General features: G+C 70.9%; 15 protein-coding genes. 10 read left to right on the top strand and 5 right to left on the bottom strand.

What is annotated here, in order from left to right; all coding sequences use genetic code 11:
- Positions 1 to 33: 33 nt before the first annotated feature.
- From gyrB to ACYU7H_RS11250, 9 genes are all read left to right on the top strand, one after another.
- Positions 34 to 2,502 carry a DNA topoisomerase (ATP-hydrolyzing) subunit B gene (gyrB, locus tag ACYU7H_RS11290; protein ID WP_460814781.1) on the top strand — a complete coding sequence of 823 codons (2,469 nt, stop codon included), beginning with the start codon at positions 34 to 36 and terminating at the stop codon, positions 2,500 to 2,502.
- Between the two features lie 85 nt (positions 2,503 to 2,587).
- Positions 2,588 to 4,165, top strand: coding sequence for a UUP1 family membrane protein (locus ACYU7H_RS11285; protein ID WP_460814779.1), 1,578 nt, complete (start codon positions 2,588 to 2,590; stop codon positions 4,163 to 4,165).
- Positions 4,162 to 5,136 carry an alpha-L-glutamate ligase-like protein gene (locus ACYU7H_RS11280; RefSeq protein ID WP_460814777.1) on the top strand — a complete coding sequence of 325 codons (975 nt, stop codon included), beginning with the start codon at positions 4,162 to 4,164 and terminating at the stop codon, positions 5,134 to 5,136. The genes ACYU7H_RS11285 and ACYU7H_RS11280 overlap by 4 nt, the downstream gene beginning before the upstream one ends.
- Positions 5,137 to 5,216: 80 nt before the next feature.
- A complete protein-coding gene (locus ACYU7H_RS11275) occupies positions 5,217 to 6,032 on the top strand; it encodes a M48 family metallopeptidase (RefSeq protein ID WP_460814776.1) in 816 nt (271 codons plus the stop codon).
- A gap of 218 nt (positions 6,033 to 6,250) precedes the next feature.
- Positions 6,251 to 7,462, top strand: a complete 1,212-nt coding sequence (locus ACYU7H_RS11270) for a tetratricopeptide repeat protein (protein ID WP_460814774.1) — start codon at positions 6,251 to 6,253, stop codon at positions 7,460 to 7,462.
- Positions 7,463 to 7,609: 147 nt separating this feature from the next.
- A complete protein-coding gene (locus ACYU7H_RS11265; RefSeq protein WP_460814772.1) occupies positions 7,610 to 8,278 on the top strand; it encodes an energy transducer TonB in 669 nt (222 codons plus the stop codon).
- A gap of 73 nt (positions 8,279 to 8,351) precedes the next feature.
- Positions 8,352 to 9,104: a MotA/TolQ/ExbB proton channel family protein gene (locus ACYU7H_RS11260; protein ID WP_460814770.1), complete on the top strand. Its 753-nt coding sequence runs from the start codon at positions 8,352 to 8,354 to the stop codon at positions 9,102 to 9,104.
- A 31-nt stretch (positions 9,105 to 9,135) separates the two neighbouring features.
- Positions 9,136 to 9,555, top strand: coding sequence for an ExbD/TolR family protein (locus tag ACYU7H_RS11255; protein WP_460814769.1), 420 nt, complete (start codon positions 9,136 to 9,138; stop codon positions 9,553 to 9,555).
- Between the two features lie 26 nt (positions 9,556 to 9,581).
- On the top strand, positions 9,582 to 9,995 hold the full coding sequence (locus tag ACYU7H_RS11250) for an ExbD/TolR family protein (protein ID WP_460814767.1): 414 nt from the start codon (positions 9,582 to 9,584) through the stop codon (positions 9,993 to 9,995).
- Positions 9,996 to 10,126: 131 nt separating this feature from the next.
- Here ACYU7H_RS11250 and ACYU7H_RS11245 read toward each other — a convergent pair whose 3' ends face one another.
- From ACYU7H_RS11245 to glyQ, 5 genes are all read right to left on the bottom strand, one after another.
- Entirely contained in the window at positions 10,127 to 10,894 is a 768-nt protein-coding gene (locus ACYU7H_RS11245) for a pyridoxine 5'-phosphate synthase (protein WP_460814765.1), read from the bottom strand.
- A 6-nt stretch (positions 10,895 to 10,900) separates the two neighbouring features.
- Positions 10,901 to 11,179, bottom strand: coding sequence for a hypothetical protein (locus ACYU7H_RS11240; protein WP_460814763.1), 279 nt, complete (start codon positions 11,177 to 11,179; stop codon positions 10,901 to 10,903).
- Between the two features lie 64 nt (positions 11,180 to 11,243).
- The gene (gene cls, locus ACYU7H_RS11235; RefSeq protein WP_460814762.1) at positions 11,244 to 12,677 is read right to left on the bottom strand and encodes a cardiolipin synthase; all 1,434 of its coding nucleotides are present in this window, start codon (positions 12,675 to 12,677) and stop codon (positions 11,244 to 11,246) included.
- Between the two features lie 84 nt (positions 12,678 to 12,761).
- The gene (gene glyS / locus ACYU7H_RS11230) at positions 12,762 to 14,837 is read right to left on the bottom strand and encodes a glycine--tRNA ligase subunit beta (RefSeq protein ID WP_460814760.1); all 2,076 of its coding nucleotides are present in this window, start codon (positions 14,835 to 14,837) and stop codon (positions 12,762 to 12,764) included.
- The gene (gene glyQ, locus ACYU7H_RS11225) at positions 14,834 to 15,742 is read right to left on the bottom strand and encodes a glycine--tRNA ligase subunit alpha (protein WP_460814758.1); all 909 of its coding nucleotides are present in this window, start codon (positions 15,740 to 15,742) and stop codon (positions 14,834 to 14,836) included. The genes glyS and glyQ overlap by 4 nt, the downstream gene beginning before the upstream one ends.
- 105 nt (positions 15,743 to 15,847) lie before the next feature.
- On the opposite strand from glyQ, the gene ACYU7H_RS11220 reads away from it, so the two are divergent.
- A complete protein-coding gene (locus ACYU7H_RS11220; protein WP_460814756.1) occupies positions 15,848 to 16,570 on the top strand; it encodes a glutamine amidotransferase in 723 nt (240 codons plus the stop codon).
- Positions 16,571 to 16,650: the final 80 nt, after the last annotated feature.

Below are 16,650 nucleotides of genomic sequence, written 5' to 3'. Positions count from 1 at the left end.
GCCGACCCGGTGGTCGCGGGAGCCTGTAGCCGAATGTCGCAGCACGAAACCGGCGTGAGCGCCGACCAGCCCACCGTCGCGGGCCAGCCCCCGGGACAGTACGACTCCAGCAAGATCACCGTCCTGCGCGGCCTCGAGGCCGTCCGCAAGCGCCCGGGCATGTACATAGGCGACGTGCACGACGGCACGGGCCTGCACCACATGGTGTTCGAGGTCGTCGACAACTCGATCGACGAGGCGCTTGCCGGGCATGCCGACGACATCATCGTGACCATCCACGAGGATGGCTCGGTGTCCGTGTCCGACAACGGGCGCGGCATCCCGGTCGACATCCACAAGGAAGAGCAGCGCTCCGCGGCCGAGGTCATCATGACCGTGCTGCACGCCGGCGGTAAGTTCGACGACAACAGCTACAAGGTGTCCGGCGGCCTGCACGGCGTCGGCGTCTCGGTCGTCAACGCGCTCAGCGAGAAGCTCACGCTCGACATCTGGCGCGACGGCCACCACCACCGCCAGTCGTATTCGCTCGGCGAGCCGGATGCGCCGCTGGCGCGCGTGGCGCCCTCCGAGCGCCGCGGCACGCTGCTGCGCTTCTGGCCGGCGGCGAACATCTTCACCGACACGGAGTTCCACTACGACATCCTCGCGCGCCGCCTGCGCGAGCTCTCGTTCCTCAATTCGGGCGTGCGCATCACGCTGGTGGACGAGCGGGGCGACGGCGAACGCGACGTGTTCCAGTACGAGGGCGGCATCCGCTCCTTCGTCGAGCACCTGGCGCAGCTGAAGACGCCGCTGCATCCGAACGTGATCTCGGTGTCCGGCGAGCAGAACGGCATCACCGTGGACGTGGCGCTGCAGTGGACCGACTCCTACCAGGAGACGATGTTCTGCTTCACCAACAACATCCCGCAGAAGGACGGCGGCACGCACCTGCAGGGCTTCCGCGCGGCGCTGACACGCACCCTGTCGAACTACATCGAGCAGAACGGGATCGCCAAGCAGGCCAAGATCGCGCTGTCGGGCGACGACATGCGCGAGGGCATGATCGCGGTGCTCTCGGTCAAGGTGCCGGACCCGAGCTTCTCCTCGCAGACCAAGGAAAAACTCGTCTCCTCCGAGGTGAGGCCGGTCGTTGAGAGCACGTTCGGTGCACGTTTGGAGGAGTTCCTGCAGGAACACCCCAACGAGGCCCGTGCGATCGCCGGCAAGATCGTCGATGCGGCCCGCGCCCGCGAAGCCGCGCGCAAGGCCCGCGACCTGACCCGCCGGAAGGGCGCGCTCGACATCGCCGGCCTGCCCGGCAAGCTCGCCGACTGCCAGGAGAAGGACCCGGCGCTGTCCGAACTGTTCATCGTCGAGGGCGACTCGGCGGGCGGCTCGGCCAAGCAGGGCCGCAACCGCAAGACCCAGGCGATCCTCCCGCTCAAGGGCAAGATCCTCAACGTCGAGCGGGCGCGCTTCGACCGCATGCTGTCCAGTGCCGAGGTCGGCACGCTGATCACCGCGCTCGGCACGGGCATCGGCAAGGACGAGTACAACCCGGACAAGCTGCGCTACCACCGCATCATCCTGATGACCGACGCGGACGTGGACGGCTCACACATCCGCACGCTGCTGCTGACGTTCTTCTACCGGCAGATGCCGGAGCTGATCGAGCGCGGCCACGTCTACATCGGCCTGCCGCCGCTGTACAAGATCAAGCAGGGAAAGAACGAGCTGTACCTCAAGGACGATGCCGCGCTCAACGCGTACTTGGCGGGCAATGCGGTGGAGGGTGCGCAGCTGGTGCCCGCGGAAGGCGAGCCGCCGATCGAGGGCGGGCAGCTGGAGAAGCTGCTGCTCGCGTTCGCCGGCGCGCGCGACGCGATCGCCCGCAACGCGCACCGCTACGACCCGGCGCTGCTCGAGGCCCTGATCGACTTCACCCCGCTCGATGCCACCTCGCTCTCGGAGAACACCGACGAGCGCCACGAACTCGATGCGCTCGAGCAGCGACTCAACCGCAGCGGCCTGGGTCGACCGCGGTTCGCGGTCGCGGTGCAGCCGGCGACCGAACAGCACCCGGCCGCGCTGCTGGTGACGCGCCGGCACATGGGCGAGGAAACGGTCCAGGTGCTGCCCGTGTCGCTGTTCGAGCAGGGCGAACTCAAGCCGCTGCGCGAAGCCGCCTCGATGCTCCACGGCCTGGTGCGCGAGGGCGCCCGGATCCTGCGCGGCAACCGCGAGCAGGCCATCGGCAGCTTCGCCCAGGCGCATGCCTGGCTGCTGGACGAGGCCAAGAAGGGCCGGCAGATCCAGCGCTTCAAGGGCCTGGGCGAGATGAACCCCGACCAGCTCTGGGAGACGACGGTCAACCCGGACACGCGGCGCCTGCTGCAGGTGCGGATCGAGGATGCGGTCGCCGCCGACCGGATCTTCTCGACCCTCATGGGCGACGTCGTCGAACCGCGCCGGGAGTTCATCGAGGACAACGCGCTCAAGGTCGCGAACCTCGACGTCTGACGCCATGGTCGCCCGGGCGTCGCTTCCGGCGGCGCGTGGGCACCGCTAGACTCCGCGCCGGGGGACACGCACCACGTCGAGGCGCATGAAGAAGACCCAGCTCTACCTGCTGGCGCTGGCGATCGCCGCCATCGCGCTCGCGGCCATCGGCTACAAGTGGCGCGTGCTGCAGTTCCCGCTGCAGCCGGATGCCGAGATCGAAGTCTGGACGTTGCAGGCGCGCATCGGCTTCATCCCGGAGCAGGGCGCGAACCGGGTCACGCTGCAGGTCCCCGGCGACACGCCCGGCTGGAGCGTGCTCGACGAACGCTTCGTCGCCCGCGGCTATTCGAAGCTGGAGGACGCCAGCCCGCAGGGCCGCCGGATCCAGTGGGCGATCCGCCAGGCCGATGGCGAGCAGGCGCTCTACTACCGTGCCCACGTGGTCCGCGCGCGCCCGGCGGCGCGGCCGCTGCTGCTCCTGCCCGAGGAGCAGGCGCTGATCCCCGAACTCGACGAGCCCTACGCCACGGCGTCCCGCGCCGTGCTCGACCGGGTCCGCGAGGAGTCCGCCGACACCGAGACCTTCGCGCGCGGCCTGGTGCGCCGTTTCCTCGAGGCCGAGGGCGAGGACCTGGCGCTGCTCGCGGACCTGTACGAAAGCGAGCACGAGCAGGTGGCGCTGATGGCGGGCATGCTGGCGGCGCGCAACATCATCGCCCGCCCCGTGCACGGCCTGCAGCTCGACGCGGACCAGGGTCCCGGGGAACTCCGCCCATGGCTGGCCGTGCTCGGCGACGACGCGCGCTGGTTCCTGGTCGACCCGCGCAGCGACGCTGCCGGCTGGCCGGAGGACTTCTTCCTCTGGAGCGTCGGCGCGGGTCCGGTCGCGGCGGTGGAAGGCAACGACAAGGCGAGCTTCGAGCTGCGCGCCAGCCACAACCTGGCCAACGCGGTCGCGGTCGCCGAACGGCGGCTGGAAGTGCGCGACGCGAAACTGGTCCAGTTCTCGCTGCTCGGGCTGCCGCTGCAGGCGCAGCAGACCTACGCGATCCTGCTCATGGTGCCGGTCGGCGCCTTCATCATGCTGCTGCTGCGCAACGTGGTCGGCGTCAAGACGTTCGGCACGTTCATGCCGGTGCTGGTGGCGCTGGCGTTCCGCGACACCGGCCTGGCCTCGGGCATCGGCCTGTTCGCGCTGGTCGTCGGCGCGGGCCTGCTGGCGCGGTTCTACCTGGAGCGGTTGCGCCTGCTGCTGGTTCCACGACTGACCGCGGTGCTGATCGTGGTGGTCCTGTTGATGGCCGGGACCAGCGTGCTGTTCCATCGACTCGACCTCGAGGTCGGCCTGTCGGTCGCGCTGTTCCCGATGGTGATCATGGCGATGACCATCGAGCGCATGTCCGTGGTGTGGGACGAGCGCGGCGGCGCGGTGGCCGTGCGCGAGGCGCTCGGCACGCTCGTCGTGTCCGCGGTGGTCTACATCGCCATGAGCTGGCCCTGGCTGGAGCGCTTCGTGTTCGTGTTCCCCGAGACGCTGCTCCTGCTGCTCGCCGCGTGCCTGCTGCTCGGGCGCTACGCGGGGTACCGGCTCACCGAGCTCTACCGGTTCCGCGCGCTCGCACGCGAGCGCGCCGCCGACCCCGACCCGATCGCCCCCGAACCGCCGGCGACGCCGGGATGAACCCGCTGCGCAACCCGTTCGAGATCGCGCGGCGGCTGCACGACGTCGGGCTGATGGGCATCAACCGCCGCAACGCGGACTTCGTGCTGCGCCACAATCCGCGCCGCTTCTATCCGCGCGTGGACGACAAGCTGCTGACCAAGAAGCTGGCGATCTCGGCCGGGTTGCCGGTGCCCGACCTGTATGCGGTCGTCCGTGCCGAACACGAGATCGGCGAGCTGCACGGGAAGCTCGCTCGCCGCGGCAGTTTCGTCGTGAAACCCGCGCACGGTTCCGGTGGCGACGGCATCCTGGTGATCGCCGGCCGCAAGGGCGATCGCTACCGGCGCGCCAGCGGGACGCTGATGTCTCGCGGGGACTTCGAGCACCACCTGTCGAACGGCCTGTCGGGACTGTTCTCCCTCGGTGGCCAGCCCGACCACCTGCTGGTCGAGTACTGCGTGCAGTTCGACCCGGTGTTCGAAAAGGTCAGCTACAAGGGGGTGCCGGACATCCGCATCATCGCGTTCCTGGGCGTGCCGGTGATGGCGATGATCCGCCTGCCCACGCGCGAATCCGACGGCAAGGCGAACCTGCACCAGGGCGCGATCGGCGTGGGCATCGACCTGCCGACCGGGGTGACCCGCCGGGGCGTGTTCGGCACCGAAGTGGTCCGCGAGCACCCCGACACCGAACACCCGCTCGTTGGACTGCAGATCCCGCACTGGAACGACCTGCTGCAGATGGCCGCCCGCTGCAACGGGCTGTCCGGCCTCGGTTACGTCGGCGTGGACTTCGTCCTGGACCGCGATCGCGGGCCGATGATCCTCGAGCTCAATGCCCGCCCCGGGCTGGCGATCCAGCTCGCCAACGGCAACGGGTTGCTGGCGCGCCTGCGCCAGGTCGAAGCGTGGCACGCCCGGGGCGAGATCCCCGACACGGCGGTCGAGCGCGCCGCCCGCGCCCGCGAGGCATTCCCGACCCTGGGCTGAGCGGACGCCGCGCGTTTGACGCCGCCTTGAACCGGGGCGCTGCCACGATCGCCGTCTCCCTCCCCACCCAAGGACCGGCCATGAATGCCCTCAAGCCCATCGTGCTGTCGCTGGCGATCGCCGCCGGCGTCGCCGCATGCGCCACCACCACGTCCCCGACCGGGCGCACCCAGTACGTCGGCGCGGTGCCGCAGGAGCAGCTCAACCAGCTCGGGGCGCAGGCCTTCGCGCAGCTCAAGACCCAGAAGCAGCAGAGCGGCGACGCCGGCCAGACGACCTATGTCCGCTGCGTGGTGAATTCGCTGGTGGCGCAATTGCCGGCGCAATGGCGGCAGCTGCAGTGGGAAACGGCGCTGTTCGTCGACGGCAGTCCGAACGCCTTCGCGCTGCCGGGCGGCAAGGTGGGCGCCTACACCGGCATCTTCAGCGTCGCCCGCAACCAGGACCAGCTGGCCGGCGTGCTCGCGCACGAGATCGCCCACGTGACCGCACGCCACCACGACGAGCGCATCACCCGCCAGGCCGGCGCCTCCGGTGCGCTGCAGGTGGTCTCTGCATTGCTGGGTTCGCAGTACGGGCAGGGCGCCGCGAGCGCCGCGGCCCAGGGCGGCAGCATCCTCGCGCAGACGGGGTTCCTGCTGCCGGGGTCACGCGCGCAGGAGGAGGAGGCCGACATCATCGGCCAGCGCCTCATGGCCCAGGCCGGCTTCGACCCGCGCGGCGCGGTCGCGCTGTGGGAGAACATGATCGCCGCCGGTGGCAACCGGCCGCCCGAATTCCTCAGCACCCACCCCGACCCGCAGGCGCGGATCGGTGAAATGCGCCAGCGCGCGCAGGCGCTGGTGCCGAACTACGAGCAGGCACGCGCGGCGGGACGGCGGCCGGACTGCCGCTGATCCGGGACCGCGGTGTTAGGAACCGGTGACACGGACGTTACCGGGGCGTTACTCCCGGGCGCGGACCGGGCCAGCATGAATGGCCGCCGCGTCCACGCTCGCGCTTTCGACGCACGTTCTGGTAGCGTGACGCCCCCCCGGCGGGACAGCGCCATGGCGCGCTTCCGGCCGTTCCGAATCCGCGACGGTGGTCGCGCAGCCTTGAAGAGGTGTCCCCCATGAACACGTCCCGCCACCACACGCTGCTCGCCGCCGCGATCGGCGCCCTGCTCGCCCTCGGCAGCATCGCCGACGCCAGCGCGCAGGTGACCCGCGAGCGCCACGACCGTCGCACCGCCGAACGCGAGGCGCGCGCCTCGGAGGCGGAGGAGGAGGTGCCGGCCAAGTATCCGCAGGCCACCCGCCAGTCCCCGGAAAAGGACGTCCCGTCGGATGCGCGCAAGCAGGTCAACGAGATGATCACGGCCTACAACGAGGACGACTTCGCGAAGGCACGCGAACTGTCCGCCGCGCTGATGGCCTCGGGTTCGTCCAGCACCTACATCCGCGCGCTGGCCGCGCAGATCGGCGCGCAGGCCGCCTACGACCTCGACGACGTGCCGGGCGCCGTCGCGCTGCTGAAGCAGGCCGTCGAGGCGAATGGCCTGGACAACAACGGGCACTACGACTCGATGTTCCTGCTGGCCCAGCTGCAGATCCAGCAGGGCGACGACGCGGCGGGCCTGGCCACGCTCGACCGGCTGATCTCGGAAACCAAGTCCGAGGACCCGCAGAAGCTCATCCTCAAGGGCAACACGCTCTACAACATGGAGCGCTACCCGGAGGCCGCCGAGGCGGTGAAGGCCGCGCTGGCGGCGAGCGAGTCGCCGGATCCCAGCTGGACCCAGCTGCTGGTCGGCATCTACTTCGAACTCGACCAGCCGGAAGAGGCCGCGCGCGTCGCCGAGGAGATCCTCGCCAAGGACCCGGGCAACAAGCGCATGCAGCTCAACCTCGCCTCGATCTACCTGCAGGCCGACCAGATGGACAAGGCCGCCGCGGTGCTCGAGCGCGTGCGCGCGTCGGGCGCCCTGGAGAGCGAGCAGGAGTACCGCCAGCTCTACGCGACCTACCTCAACATGGACGGCCGCGAGTCGCAGGCGATCGCGGTGATCGAGGAGGGCCTGTCGAAGGGCATCCTCAAGCCGAACCACGAGGTCTACCTCGCGCTGGCGCAGTCGTACTACTACACCGACAACGACGCCAAGGCGATCGAGTTCTACACCAAGGCCGCGCCGCTCGACGACGACGGCGACACCTACCTCAACCTCGCCCGCGTCCTCTGGCAGGCGGACCGGATCGCGGAGGCCAAGCGCGCCGCGCAGCAGGCCATCGACAAGGGCATCGGCAACCCCGAGGAGGCCCGCAAGATCCTCGCCCTTCCGAACTGAGAACCCGGTCTGTTCCACCCCCTTGCCGGGTTGGTACACGGCAAGGGGATTGGTATAAGCTTAGGGATTCCCGTGGCCGCCTAGGGGCGGCCGCCTGATTGCACCCCGCGGCGCCGAGGCGCCCGGCATTCACCGAGCCCCCCGCGCATGACGGATCAACTGCCGAACCACGTCAGGAAGAAGGACGACCGCGAAGGTCTGAACTGGGCCCGCATCATCGGCCTGGCGTTCGCCATCGCGATGCATGTCGCCGCCCTCCTGCTGCTGCTCGCTCCGGTCGCCCCGCCGGATGCGGAGGACGAGGAGGAGGAAGTCACCATGGTGAACTTCATCCGCCCGCCGCCCCCGCCCCCGCCGCCGCCGCCGCCGCCGCCGGAACCCCCGGAGCCGCGCCCGGTCCGCGAACTGTCCCCGCCGCGCCCGACCCCGACCCCGCCGCCGCCCGAAGCGCCGCCGGTCGTGTTCGACGAGCCGTCCCCGGTCGACACCCCGGCTCCGCCGCCGGCACCCCCGGCGCCGCCCGCGCCGCCGACCAACATCGGCTCGAGCGTCGACCCGTCCTCGCGCGCCAACAACCCGCCGGACTATCCGCGCGAGGCGCTGCGCCAGGGCATCGAGGGCACGGTGGTGCTGCTGATCAGCATCGACGCCAAGGGCAACGTGCTCGACATCAAGGTCGAACGTTCCAGCCGCAACCGCGACATGGACCGCGAGGCCGTGCGCGCCGCGCGCCGCTGGCGCTTCAACCCCGCGGTCGAGAACGGCCAGCCCGTCGCCAGCACCGTCCGCGTTCCCGTCGATTTCACGCTCAACTGATCAACCGACCGGCTGAGCCGTTTGCTGCGACACCCGTAACACCTCCTTTCCACGACTCTCAAAGGTAAGCGTCATGCTGCAGGAAACCACCACCGCCCCGGCCGGAGGCGACAACAACGCCGCTGCCCTCCAGCAGATGGGCTTCGCGGACATGATCCAGCACATGGACCTGCTGGGCTGGGTTGTGCTGATCACCCTGGTCCTGATGTCCGTGATGTCGATCTACTGGATCATCGTCAACTTCATCAAGAACATGCGCCTGCGCTCGCGCGCCGACCGCGTCGTCGCCACGTTCTGGGAAACCCCGAACGCCCAGGACGCGATCCGCTACATGGAAGAGCAGCCGCGCTCGGAGCCGTTCTCCAAGATCGCGCTCGACGCCGCCCAGGCCGCCGCCCACCACCAGCGCCATGAAGGTTCGCGCCTGGTCGAGACCCTCAACCGCTCCGAGTTCGTCGACCGCGCCCTGCGCCAGGCCGTCACCCGCGAGTCGATGAAGCTCGAGTCCGGCCTGACCGTGCTGGCCACCGTCGGTTCGACCGCGCCGTTCGTCGGCCTGCTCGGCACCGTGTGGGGCATCTACCGCGCCCTGATCCGCATCGGTGCCAGCGGCAACGCCTCCATCGGCGCCGTGGCCGGCCCGGTCGGCGAGGCGCTGATCATGACCGCGATCGGTCTGTTCGTCGCGATCCCGGCGGTGCTCGGCTACAACTTCTTCGTGCGCCTGAACCGCGTGACGAACAACAAGTTCGACACCTTCGCCCATGACCTGCACGACTTCTTCGCGACCGGTTCGCGCGTCGGCGAGGTCCAGGTCAAGCGCTGAGCCTGCACGGTCGGTCTGACGGAGTCCCCACATGGCCTTCAGTACGAATAGCGAAAGCGGCGGGCCCATGGCCACCATCAACGTCGTCCCCCTGGTCGACGTGATGCTGGTGCTGCTGATCATCTTCATGGTCACCACGCCGCTGATGTCGCACCAGGTGCAGGTCGAACTGCCCGAGGCGACCATCGAGGAACCGGATGACGAGGCGCCGCCCGTCCCGCCGATCACCCTCGCGGTCACCGACGACGGCAGCCTGTACTGGAACGACGAGCCGATCACCCGCGAACTGCTGGAGAGCCGGCTGTCGGTGGAGGCCCAGAAGACCCCACAGCCGACCATCCAGGTACGTGGCGACCGGACCACCAAGTACCGGGTCGTGGACGAGATCGTGAACATCGCCCAGCGTCAGGGCATGCGCAAGATCGGGTTCATCTCGCTGCAGGAAAACTGAGCCGCTAGCGGCTCGAGGATCGAACGATGGCTTTCAGCTCCAACTCCGGCAGCGGCCCGATGGCCGAGATCAACATCATTCCGCTCGCGGACGTGATGCTGGTCCTGCTGATCATCTTCATGGTGACGGCGCCGCCGACGACCTTCGAGATCTCGGTCGACCTGCCGCAGCGGTCCAACCAGCCGCCGCCGCAGACCCAGCCGAAGGATCCCATCAAGCTGCGGATCGACGGTGCCGGCCAGGTCTTCTGGAACGGTTCGCCGCAGCCGCTGGGCAACCTGCAGCAGATGATGGTCGATGTCGTGCAGCAGGATCCGACCAACCAGCCGTTGCTGGAGATCGACACCGACGCGAACGCGGACTACGGCGTGCTGGCCAAGGTGCTGGCTTCCGCCAAGAACGCCCACATGGTCAAGATCGGGTTCCTGCAGGGCCAGTAGCCATCGCGTCATGCCGGGGCCACGCCAGGCCCCCGGCGCTTACCACGCCAGACGAGTCTTCGACGCCGCCTTCGGGCGGCGTCTTTTTTTGCCTGGATGGAGGCGGGCCGGCAGGGATCGCACCGGCGGCCTCAGCCGGCAGCGCCGTCCTCGACGATCCGCACGTACGCACGGACGGTCGCGTCGAGCCCCGCGTACAGCGCCTCGCCGATCAGCGCGTGGCCGATCGACACCTCCTCGACACGGGGCACGCCGCGCAGGAACGCGGCAAGGTTGGCCTGGTCCAGGTCGTGGCCCGCGTTCACGCCGAGGCCCGCGGCGCGCGCCCGCCGCGCCGTCTCCGCGCACGCGGCGAGCGCCGCGCGCGGGTCGCCACCGGAATACGCCGCGGCATACGGACCGGTGTACAGCTCGACCCGGTCCGCACCGACGTCGGCCGCGGACTCGATGCGCGGACACCCCGCGTCGACGAACAGGCTCACGCGGCACCCGAACGACCGGAGCGCGGCCACGTGCTCGCGCAATGGACCGGGGTCGTCGGCGAGGTCGAAGCCATGGTCGGAGGTGACCTGTGCATCGCCGTCCGGCACCAGCGTGGCCTGGGCCGGCCGGACCTGCTCGCACAGGGCGAGGAAGCCGGGATAGCCGGCGCGGGGCGGCGCGAACGGATTGCCCTCCAGGTTGTACTCCACGCCGCGCGCGCGGGTCAGCGCGGCGAGGGCATGGACGTCGTCCGCGCGGATGTGGCGGGCGTCGGGACGCGGGTGCACCGTGATGCCGTGGGCGCCTGCATCCAGGCAGGCCGCGGCGGCACGCACGACGTCCGGCTCGCGTCCGCCACGCGAGTTGCGCAGCACCGCGACCTTGTTGACGTTGACGCTGAGTCGCGTGGACGCCACCCGCCGTCAGCCCGCCGGCGGGGTCGGCTCGTCGACCGGTCCGGTCCCCGATGCCGCGGCGCGGCGGGCCTCCGCCTGTTCGCGCAGCCGCCGCAGTTCCATCGGGTCGAGCATCTGCGCCTCGTCGCGCGCGCGGTTGCCCACGCGCTGCGCGAACAGCGTCATCACCCAGGCGACCAGCAGCACGAGCGCGGCGACCAGTGCCACGACCACCAGCCAGGGCGACGCGGCCATGAACGCCAGCGCGAAGGCACCGACCGACAGCAGCAGGTAGATCCAGGGCATCGAAGCGTCCTCCGGGCGGCGATCGCGGAAGTCTAGCGCCAACGCGCCGGCGCGGCGGGGACCGCTAGAGCAGTGGCGAGAGCAGTCGCGCGGCCGCCTCCGGCAGGCGGTCCCGGACCAGCGGCCGGTCGCGCTCGGGCCGCACGCGCGGCGCCTGGCCCAGGTCGCGCGCGAACCGCTGCGCCAGTGCGTCGGCGATGGTCGCGTCCCGGAACAGGACCGACACCTCGAAGTTGAGGCGGAAACTCCGGTGGTCGAAATTGGCGCTGCCGATCAGCGCCAGGTCGTCGTCCACCAGCAGGGCCTTGCTGTGCATCAGCCGCGGTCCGTACTCGTAGATCTTGACCCCGGCCTCGAGCAACTCGTCGAAGTAGGAACGCGCGGCGTACGTCACCAGGCGCGAATCGCTCATCTTCGGCAGCAGCAGGCGCACGTCCAGGCCACCGAGCGCGGCGGAGGTGAGCGCCATCATCGCCGCCTCGCCGGGCACGAAATACGGTGTCGCCAGCCAGACCCGTTTACGCGCGGCATGGATGGCCGCGATGTGCACGCGATGGATCGCCTCCCATGGGGAATCCGGCCCCGAAGGCACCACCTGCGCTTCGATCGCGCCGCCGCTGGCGGCCGGCCCGCGGAGTGACGGCACCCGCTTCGTCGCGTATGCCCAGTCCTCGACGAACACCGCCTGCAGGCAGCCGACCACGCCACCCTCCAGGCGCAGGTGCAGGTCCCGGTAGGCCGCCTCCGGCTTGACCCGCTCGTCCTGGTCGTCAGTGACATTCATGCCGCCGGTGTAGCCGATGCGGCCGTCGATCACCACGATCTTCCGGTGGCTGCGCAGGTTCAGCCATGGCCGCTTCCAGAACTTCAGGCGCATCGGATGGAACCACGCCAGTTCGCCGCCGGCTTCGCACAACGGCGCGAACCAGGATTCGCGGCACTTGGCCGCGCCGACCGCGTCCAGCAGCAGGCGCACCTGCACGCCCGCGCGCGCGCGCTCGACCAGCAGGTCGCGCAGCCGGGTGCCGATCCCGTCCGGGTGCCAGATGTAGTACTCGAGGTGCACGTGCTCGCGGGCCGCGGCGATGTCCGCGCACAGGGCCTCGTACTTCTCCTCGCCGTCGTCCAGCAGTCGCGCGGCGTCGGCGCCGGTGGGCGGCAGTCCGGTGGTGGCCTGCGCCAGCCGGGTGAGTTCGAGCAGTTCCGGGTCACCGTCGCCGCGCGCCCCGCGGCGGGGCAGGCCGGCCCGCGACCGCTCGCGGCGGATCCGCTGCCTGCGGATGCGTTGCGGACCGAGGAAGTAGTACACGACGAAACCGAGGTAGGGCAGCAGTGCAAGCCCGAGCAGCCAGCTGATCGTCGCGGCAGGTTCCCGCTTCTGCAGCAGGATCCAGCCGCCGACCCACGCCAGGTAGACCACGTAGCCCAGCACCAGCCAGGCGCCGAGGTGTTCGGTGTCGACGAATTCCTGCCACAGGACGGTGAGGGTCTCGAGCATCGCGCGCGCCGGCGGCGTCGCGGGCCCGCGACCGCCGCAGCGTAAGCCGGAACCGGGCCGGGCGCACGCGCGCCCGGGCCTGCTTCAGCGCGACAGGTGCTCGATCGCGGCCACGCTGCCGAGCCGGTCGGACAGCCGCTGCAGGAGCGCGAGCCGGTTGCCGCGCACGCGGGCGTCCTCCGCGTTGACCATGACCTGGTCGAAGAAGGCATCGACTTCCGGCCGCAGCTGCGCCAGGCGCGTGAGCGCGGTGACGTAGTCGCGCGAGGCGAGCATCGGATCGGTGTCGGCGATGGCCTGGTCGACCGCGACGTGCAGCGCGCGCTCGGCCTCCGACTCGAACAGCGCCGGATCCACCGAGGCCGGGATCGCGTCCGCGGCCTTGCGCAGGATGTTGCGGCTGCGCTTGTTCGCGGCGGCGAGGGCTTCGGCCTCCGGCATCGCGTCGAACGCGGCGATCGCCTGGAGACGCCGGTCCAGGTCCGGCAGCGACACGGACTCGACGGCCACGGCCGCCTCGAACTGCTGCGGCGTGACGTCCTTCTCGGCGTAGTACCCGCGCAGGCGATCGAGGACGAAACCCTCCAGTTCGTCCACGTCGACCGTGCCCGCCGCGGCGGGCTGGCGCGCGACGGCGGCGGCCAGTAGCGCGCGCAGCGTTACGTCGACACCGCCCTCGAGCAGCGTGCGCGCCAGGCCCAGCGCGTTGCGCCGCAAGGCGAAAGGATCCTTGTTGCCGGTCGGCTTGAGGCCCGCGGCGAAGCCGCCCGCGAGCGTGTCCAGCCGCTCGGCGATCGCCAGCACACGGCCGAGCGGCGAGGGTGCGATGCGGTCGCCGGCGAAGCGCGGCATGTACGCCTCGTCGATCGCGGCGGCGACTTCGGGTGCTTCGCCCGACAGCGTGGCGTAATGGCGGCCGGCGATCCCCTGCAGCTCGGGGAACTCCCCCACCAGGCGGGACTGCAGGTCGTTCCTGGACAGCCGGGCGGCGCGCTCGGCGGTCGTCGGGTCCACGCCGGTGTCGCGCGCGACCGATCCGGCCAGTGCGGCAACACGCTCGACCTTGTCGGCCAGCGAGCCGAGCTTCGCCTGGTAGGTCACCGACGCCAGTCCCGCGCCCATCTCCGCCAGGCCCTGCTTCACATCGGCGTCGAAGAAGAACCGCGCGTCGGCGAAGCGCGGCCGGATCACCCGCTCGTAACCGCGGCGGATCTCGCCGGCGTCCTTCGACTCGATGTTCGCGATGCCGACGAAGTGCGGCGTCAGCGCGCCCCCGGCATCGAGCACGGGGAAGAACTTCTGGTTCGTTTCCATGGTCGCGACCAGCGCCTCGGCCGGCACGGCGAGGAAATCCCGGTCGAAGGCACAGGCGATGGCGACCGGCCACTCGACCAGGCAGTTCACCTCCTCGAGGTTGCCATCGTCGATGCGCGGCCGGCCACCTGATGTCGCCGCGGCGCACTCGACGGCCTCCACGATGCGCGCCCGGCGCGCGTCCGGATCGACCAGGACCCGCGCGCCGCGCAGCGCTTCGACGTAGTCGCCGGGCTCGCCGATCCAGACCGGCTTGTCGTGGTGGAAGCGGTGGCCACGGCTCATGCGTCCGGCCTGCACGCCCATCAGCGCGACGTCGAGCACCTGGTCGCCGAGCAGCGCCACCAGCCAGTGCACCGGGCGGGCGAACGCGTGCGCGTGCGCGCCCCAGCGCATGGGCTTGGGAATCGGCATCGCGGCGACGGCCTCCGCCAGCACCTCGCCCACCAGGTCCGCGGTGCGGGCACCGGGCGCCACCGCACGGTGCACGAAGCGTTCGCCCTTCGCGTCGGACGTGCGCTCGAGCGCGGTCCAGTCGACGCCGGCCTTCTGCGCGAAGCCCTGCAGCGCGCGCGTCGGCTGGCCGTCCGCATCGAGGGCGATGTTCACGTAGGGGCCGAACACCTCGCTGCGCTGTTCGGGCTGCTCGACCGCCACGGCCGGCAGCAGGACCGCCAGCCGGCGGGGGCCGTACAGGGGCTTCGCATCCCCGCGCTCGACCGCGACGCCGCGGCGCGCCAGGCCGGCGAGCACGCCGTCGGACAGGGCCTTCGCCAGGCCCGGCAAGGCCTTGACCGGCAATTCGTCGGTGCCGATCTCGATCAGCAGGGGCGCCATCGTGCTCATGCCGCCGCCCCTTCGCCGCCGAGCGCGGCGCGGCGCGCCACGTAGGCTTCGGCCACCGCCTGCGACATGCGCCGCACGCGCAGGATGTAGCGCTGCCGCTCGGTCACCGAGATCGCGCGTCGCGCGTCGAGCAGGTTGAAGCTGTGCGAGGCCTTGCACACCTGCTCGTAGGCCGGAAGCGGCAACTCGAGTCCCACCAGCTTCATCGCCTCGGCCTCGCAGGCGTCGAACCGGTGGAACAGCTCGGCCACGTCCGCGTGCTCGAAGTTGTAGGCGCTCTGCTCCACCTCGTTCTGGTGGTACACGTCGCGGTACAGCACGGGGGTGCCGTCGGGTCCGTGCGTCCAGACCAGGTCGAAGACGTCGTCGACGTCCTGGAGGTACATGCACAGCCGCTCGAGTCCGTAGGTGATCTCGCCCAGCACAGGCCGGCACTCCAGCCCGCCCGCCTGCTGGAACCAGGTGAACTGGGTGATCTCCATGCCGTTGAGCCAGACCTCCCAGCCCAGGCCCCAGGCGCCGAGCGTCGGCGACTCCCAGTTGTCCTCGACCAGCCGCAGGTCGTGCACCTCCGGGTCGATGCCCAGTTCGCGCAGTGAGTCGAAGTAGCGCTCGACGATGTCGTCGGGGCTCGGCTTCATCACCACCTGGTACTGGTAGTAGCGCTGCAGGCGGTTGGGGTTCTCGCCGTAGCGGCCGTCGGTCGGGCGCCGGCAGGGCTGCACGTAGGCCGCGTTCCACGGCTCGGGCCCGAGTGCGCGCAGGAAGGTCGCGGGATGGAACGTGCCCGCGCCGACTTCCAGGTCCAGGGGCTGCACGAGCACGCAGCCATGTGCGCCCCAGTACGCGTTCAGGCGCTGGATCAGCTGCTGGAAGGTGGGGGCCTGCTGTGGCTCTGCGGGCATGGTGCGGCCGGCGCTGGACAGCGGGCTAGTATAGCGGCCGGCCTGCGGCGACCCCGGTGCGCGCGGCCCGTCCCGAGCCGCACCGGTCCATATCCAGGCGTCCCGATGGCCCGATCCGCGCGACCGCTGCTCATCCTCGAAACCGGCAAGCCGGTGCCCGGCCTCCGGCGGCACGGCGACTTCCCGCACTGGATCCGCGTGGCCGCCGGCATCGACCGCGCGCACGCGGTGGCGGTGGATGCCACCCGTGAAGCGCCACCGCCGCATGGCGACTTCTCCGGCGCCGTGGTGACGGGATCGCCGGCGATGGTGACCGAGCGCGCGGCTTGGAGCGAGCGCGCCGCCGACTGGCTGCGCGGGGCCGCCGACGCGGGCCTGCCGCTGTTCGGCATCTGCTACGGGCACCAGTTGCTGGCGCACGCGCTGGGCGGCGAGGTCGGCGACAACCCGGCCGGGCGCGAGATGGGCACGATCGAGGTCGACGTGCATGGACCGGCCGAGCGGGACGCGGTCTTCGGCAGGCTGCCGCGCCGCTTCGTCGCGCAGGCGTCGCACCTGCAGACGGTCCTGCGCCCGCCGCCCGGCGCGACCGTCCTCGCGCGCTCGGCCGGCGACGGGTGCCAGGCGTTCCGCTGGGGCGACAGTGCGTGGGGCGTCCAGTTCCATCCCGAGTTCAGCGCCACCCACATGCGCGGTTACGTCCATGCGCGGCGCGAGGCGCTGGCCCGGGACGGCCTCGACCCCGACCGGCTCGCGCGCGGCGTGCGTCCCGCGCCCTACGCCCGGCTGGCGCTGCGCCGGTTCGCCGCGCACGCCCGCCATCGCTGAGCCGGCCCCGGCCCGCGCGGCCGCTGCTAGGATGCGGACGGGGCGCCGCGACGGCCGCGGCGACGACAGACGATTCCGGG

The organism is Luteimonas pelagia (assembly GCF_054776035.1).
This window is presented reverse-complemented; position numbering and strand designations above follow the sequence as displayed.

Coding starts and splice junctions, on each gene's coding strand:
- gyrB (WP_460814781.1), top strand. CDS start 34: ATGTCGCAGCACGAAACCGGCGTGAGCGCCGACCAGCCCACCGTCGCG.
- ACYU7H_RS11285 (WP_460814779.1), top strand. CDS start 2,588: ATGAAGAAGACCCAGCTCTACCTGCTGGCGCTGGCGATCGCCGCCATC.
- ACYU7H_RS11280 (WP_460814777.1), top strand. CDS start 4,162: ATGAACCCGCTGCGCAACCCGTTCGAGATCGCGCGGCGGCTGCACGAC.
- ACYU7H_RS11275 (WP_460814776.1), top strand. CDS start 5,217: ATGAATGCCCTCAAGCCCATCGTGCTGTCGCTGGCGATCGCCGCCGGC.
- ACYU7H_RS11270 (WP_460814774.1), top strand. CDS start 6,251: ATGAACACGTCCCGCCACCACACGCTGCTCGCCGCCGCGATCGGCGCC.
- ACYU7H_RS11265 (WP_460814772.1), top strand. CDS start 7,610: ATGACGGATCAACTGCCGAACCACGTCAGGAAGAAGGACGACCGCGAA.
- ACYU7H_RS11260 (WP_460814770.1), top strand. CDS start 8,352: ATGCTGCAGGAAACCACCACCGCCCCGGCCGGAGGCGACAACAACGCC.
- ACYU7H_RS11255 (WP_460814769.1), top strand. CDS start 9,136: ATGGCCTTCAGTACGAATAGCGAAAGCGGCGGGCCCATGGCCACCATC.
- ACYU7H_RS11250 (WP_460814767.1), top strand. CDS start 9,582: ATGGCTTTCAGCTCCAACTCCGGCAGCGGCCCGATGGCCGAGATCAAC.
- ACYU7H_RS11240 (WP_460814763.1), bottom strand. CDS start 11,179: ATGCCCTGGATCTACCTGCTGCTGTCGGTCGGTGCCTTCGCGCTGGCG.
- cls (WP_460814762.1), bottom strand. CDS start 12,677: ATGCTCGAGACCCTCACCGTCCTGTGGCAGGAATTCGTCGACACCGAA.
- glyS (WP_460814760.1), bottom strand. CDS start 14,837: ATGAGCACGATGGCGCCCCTGCTGATCGAGATCGGCACCGACGAATTG.
- glyQ (WP_460814758.1), bottom strand. CDS start 15,742: ATGCCCGCAGAGCCACAGCAGGCCCCCACCTTCCAGCAGCTGATCCAG.
- ACYU7H_RS11220 (WP_460814756.1), top strand. CDS start 15,848: ATGGCCCGATCCGCGCGACCGCTGCTCATCCTCGAAACCGGCAAGCCG.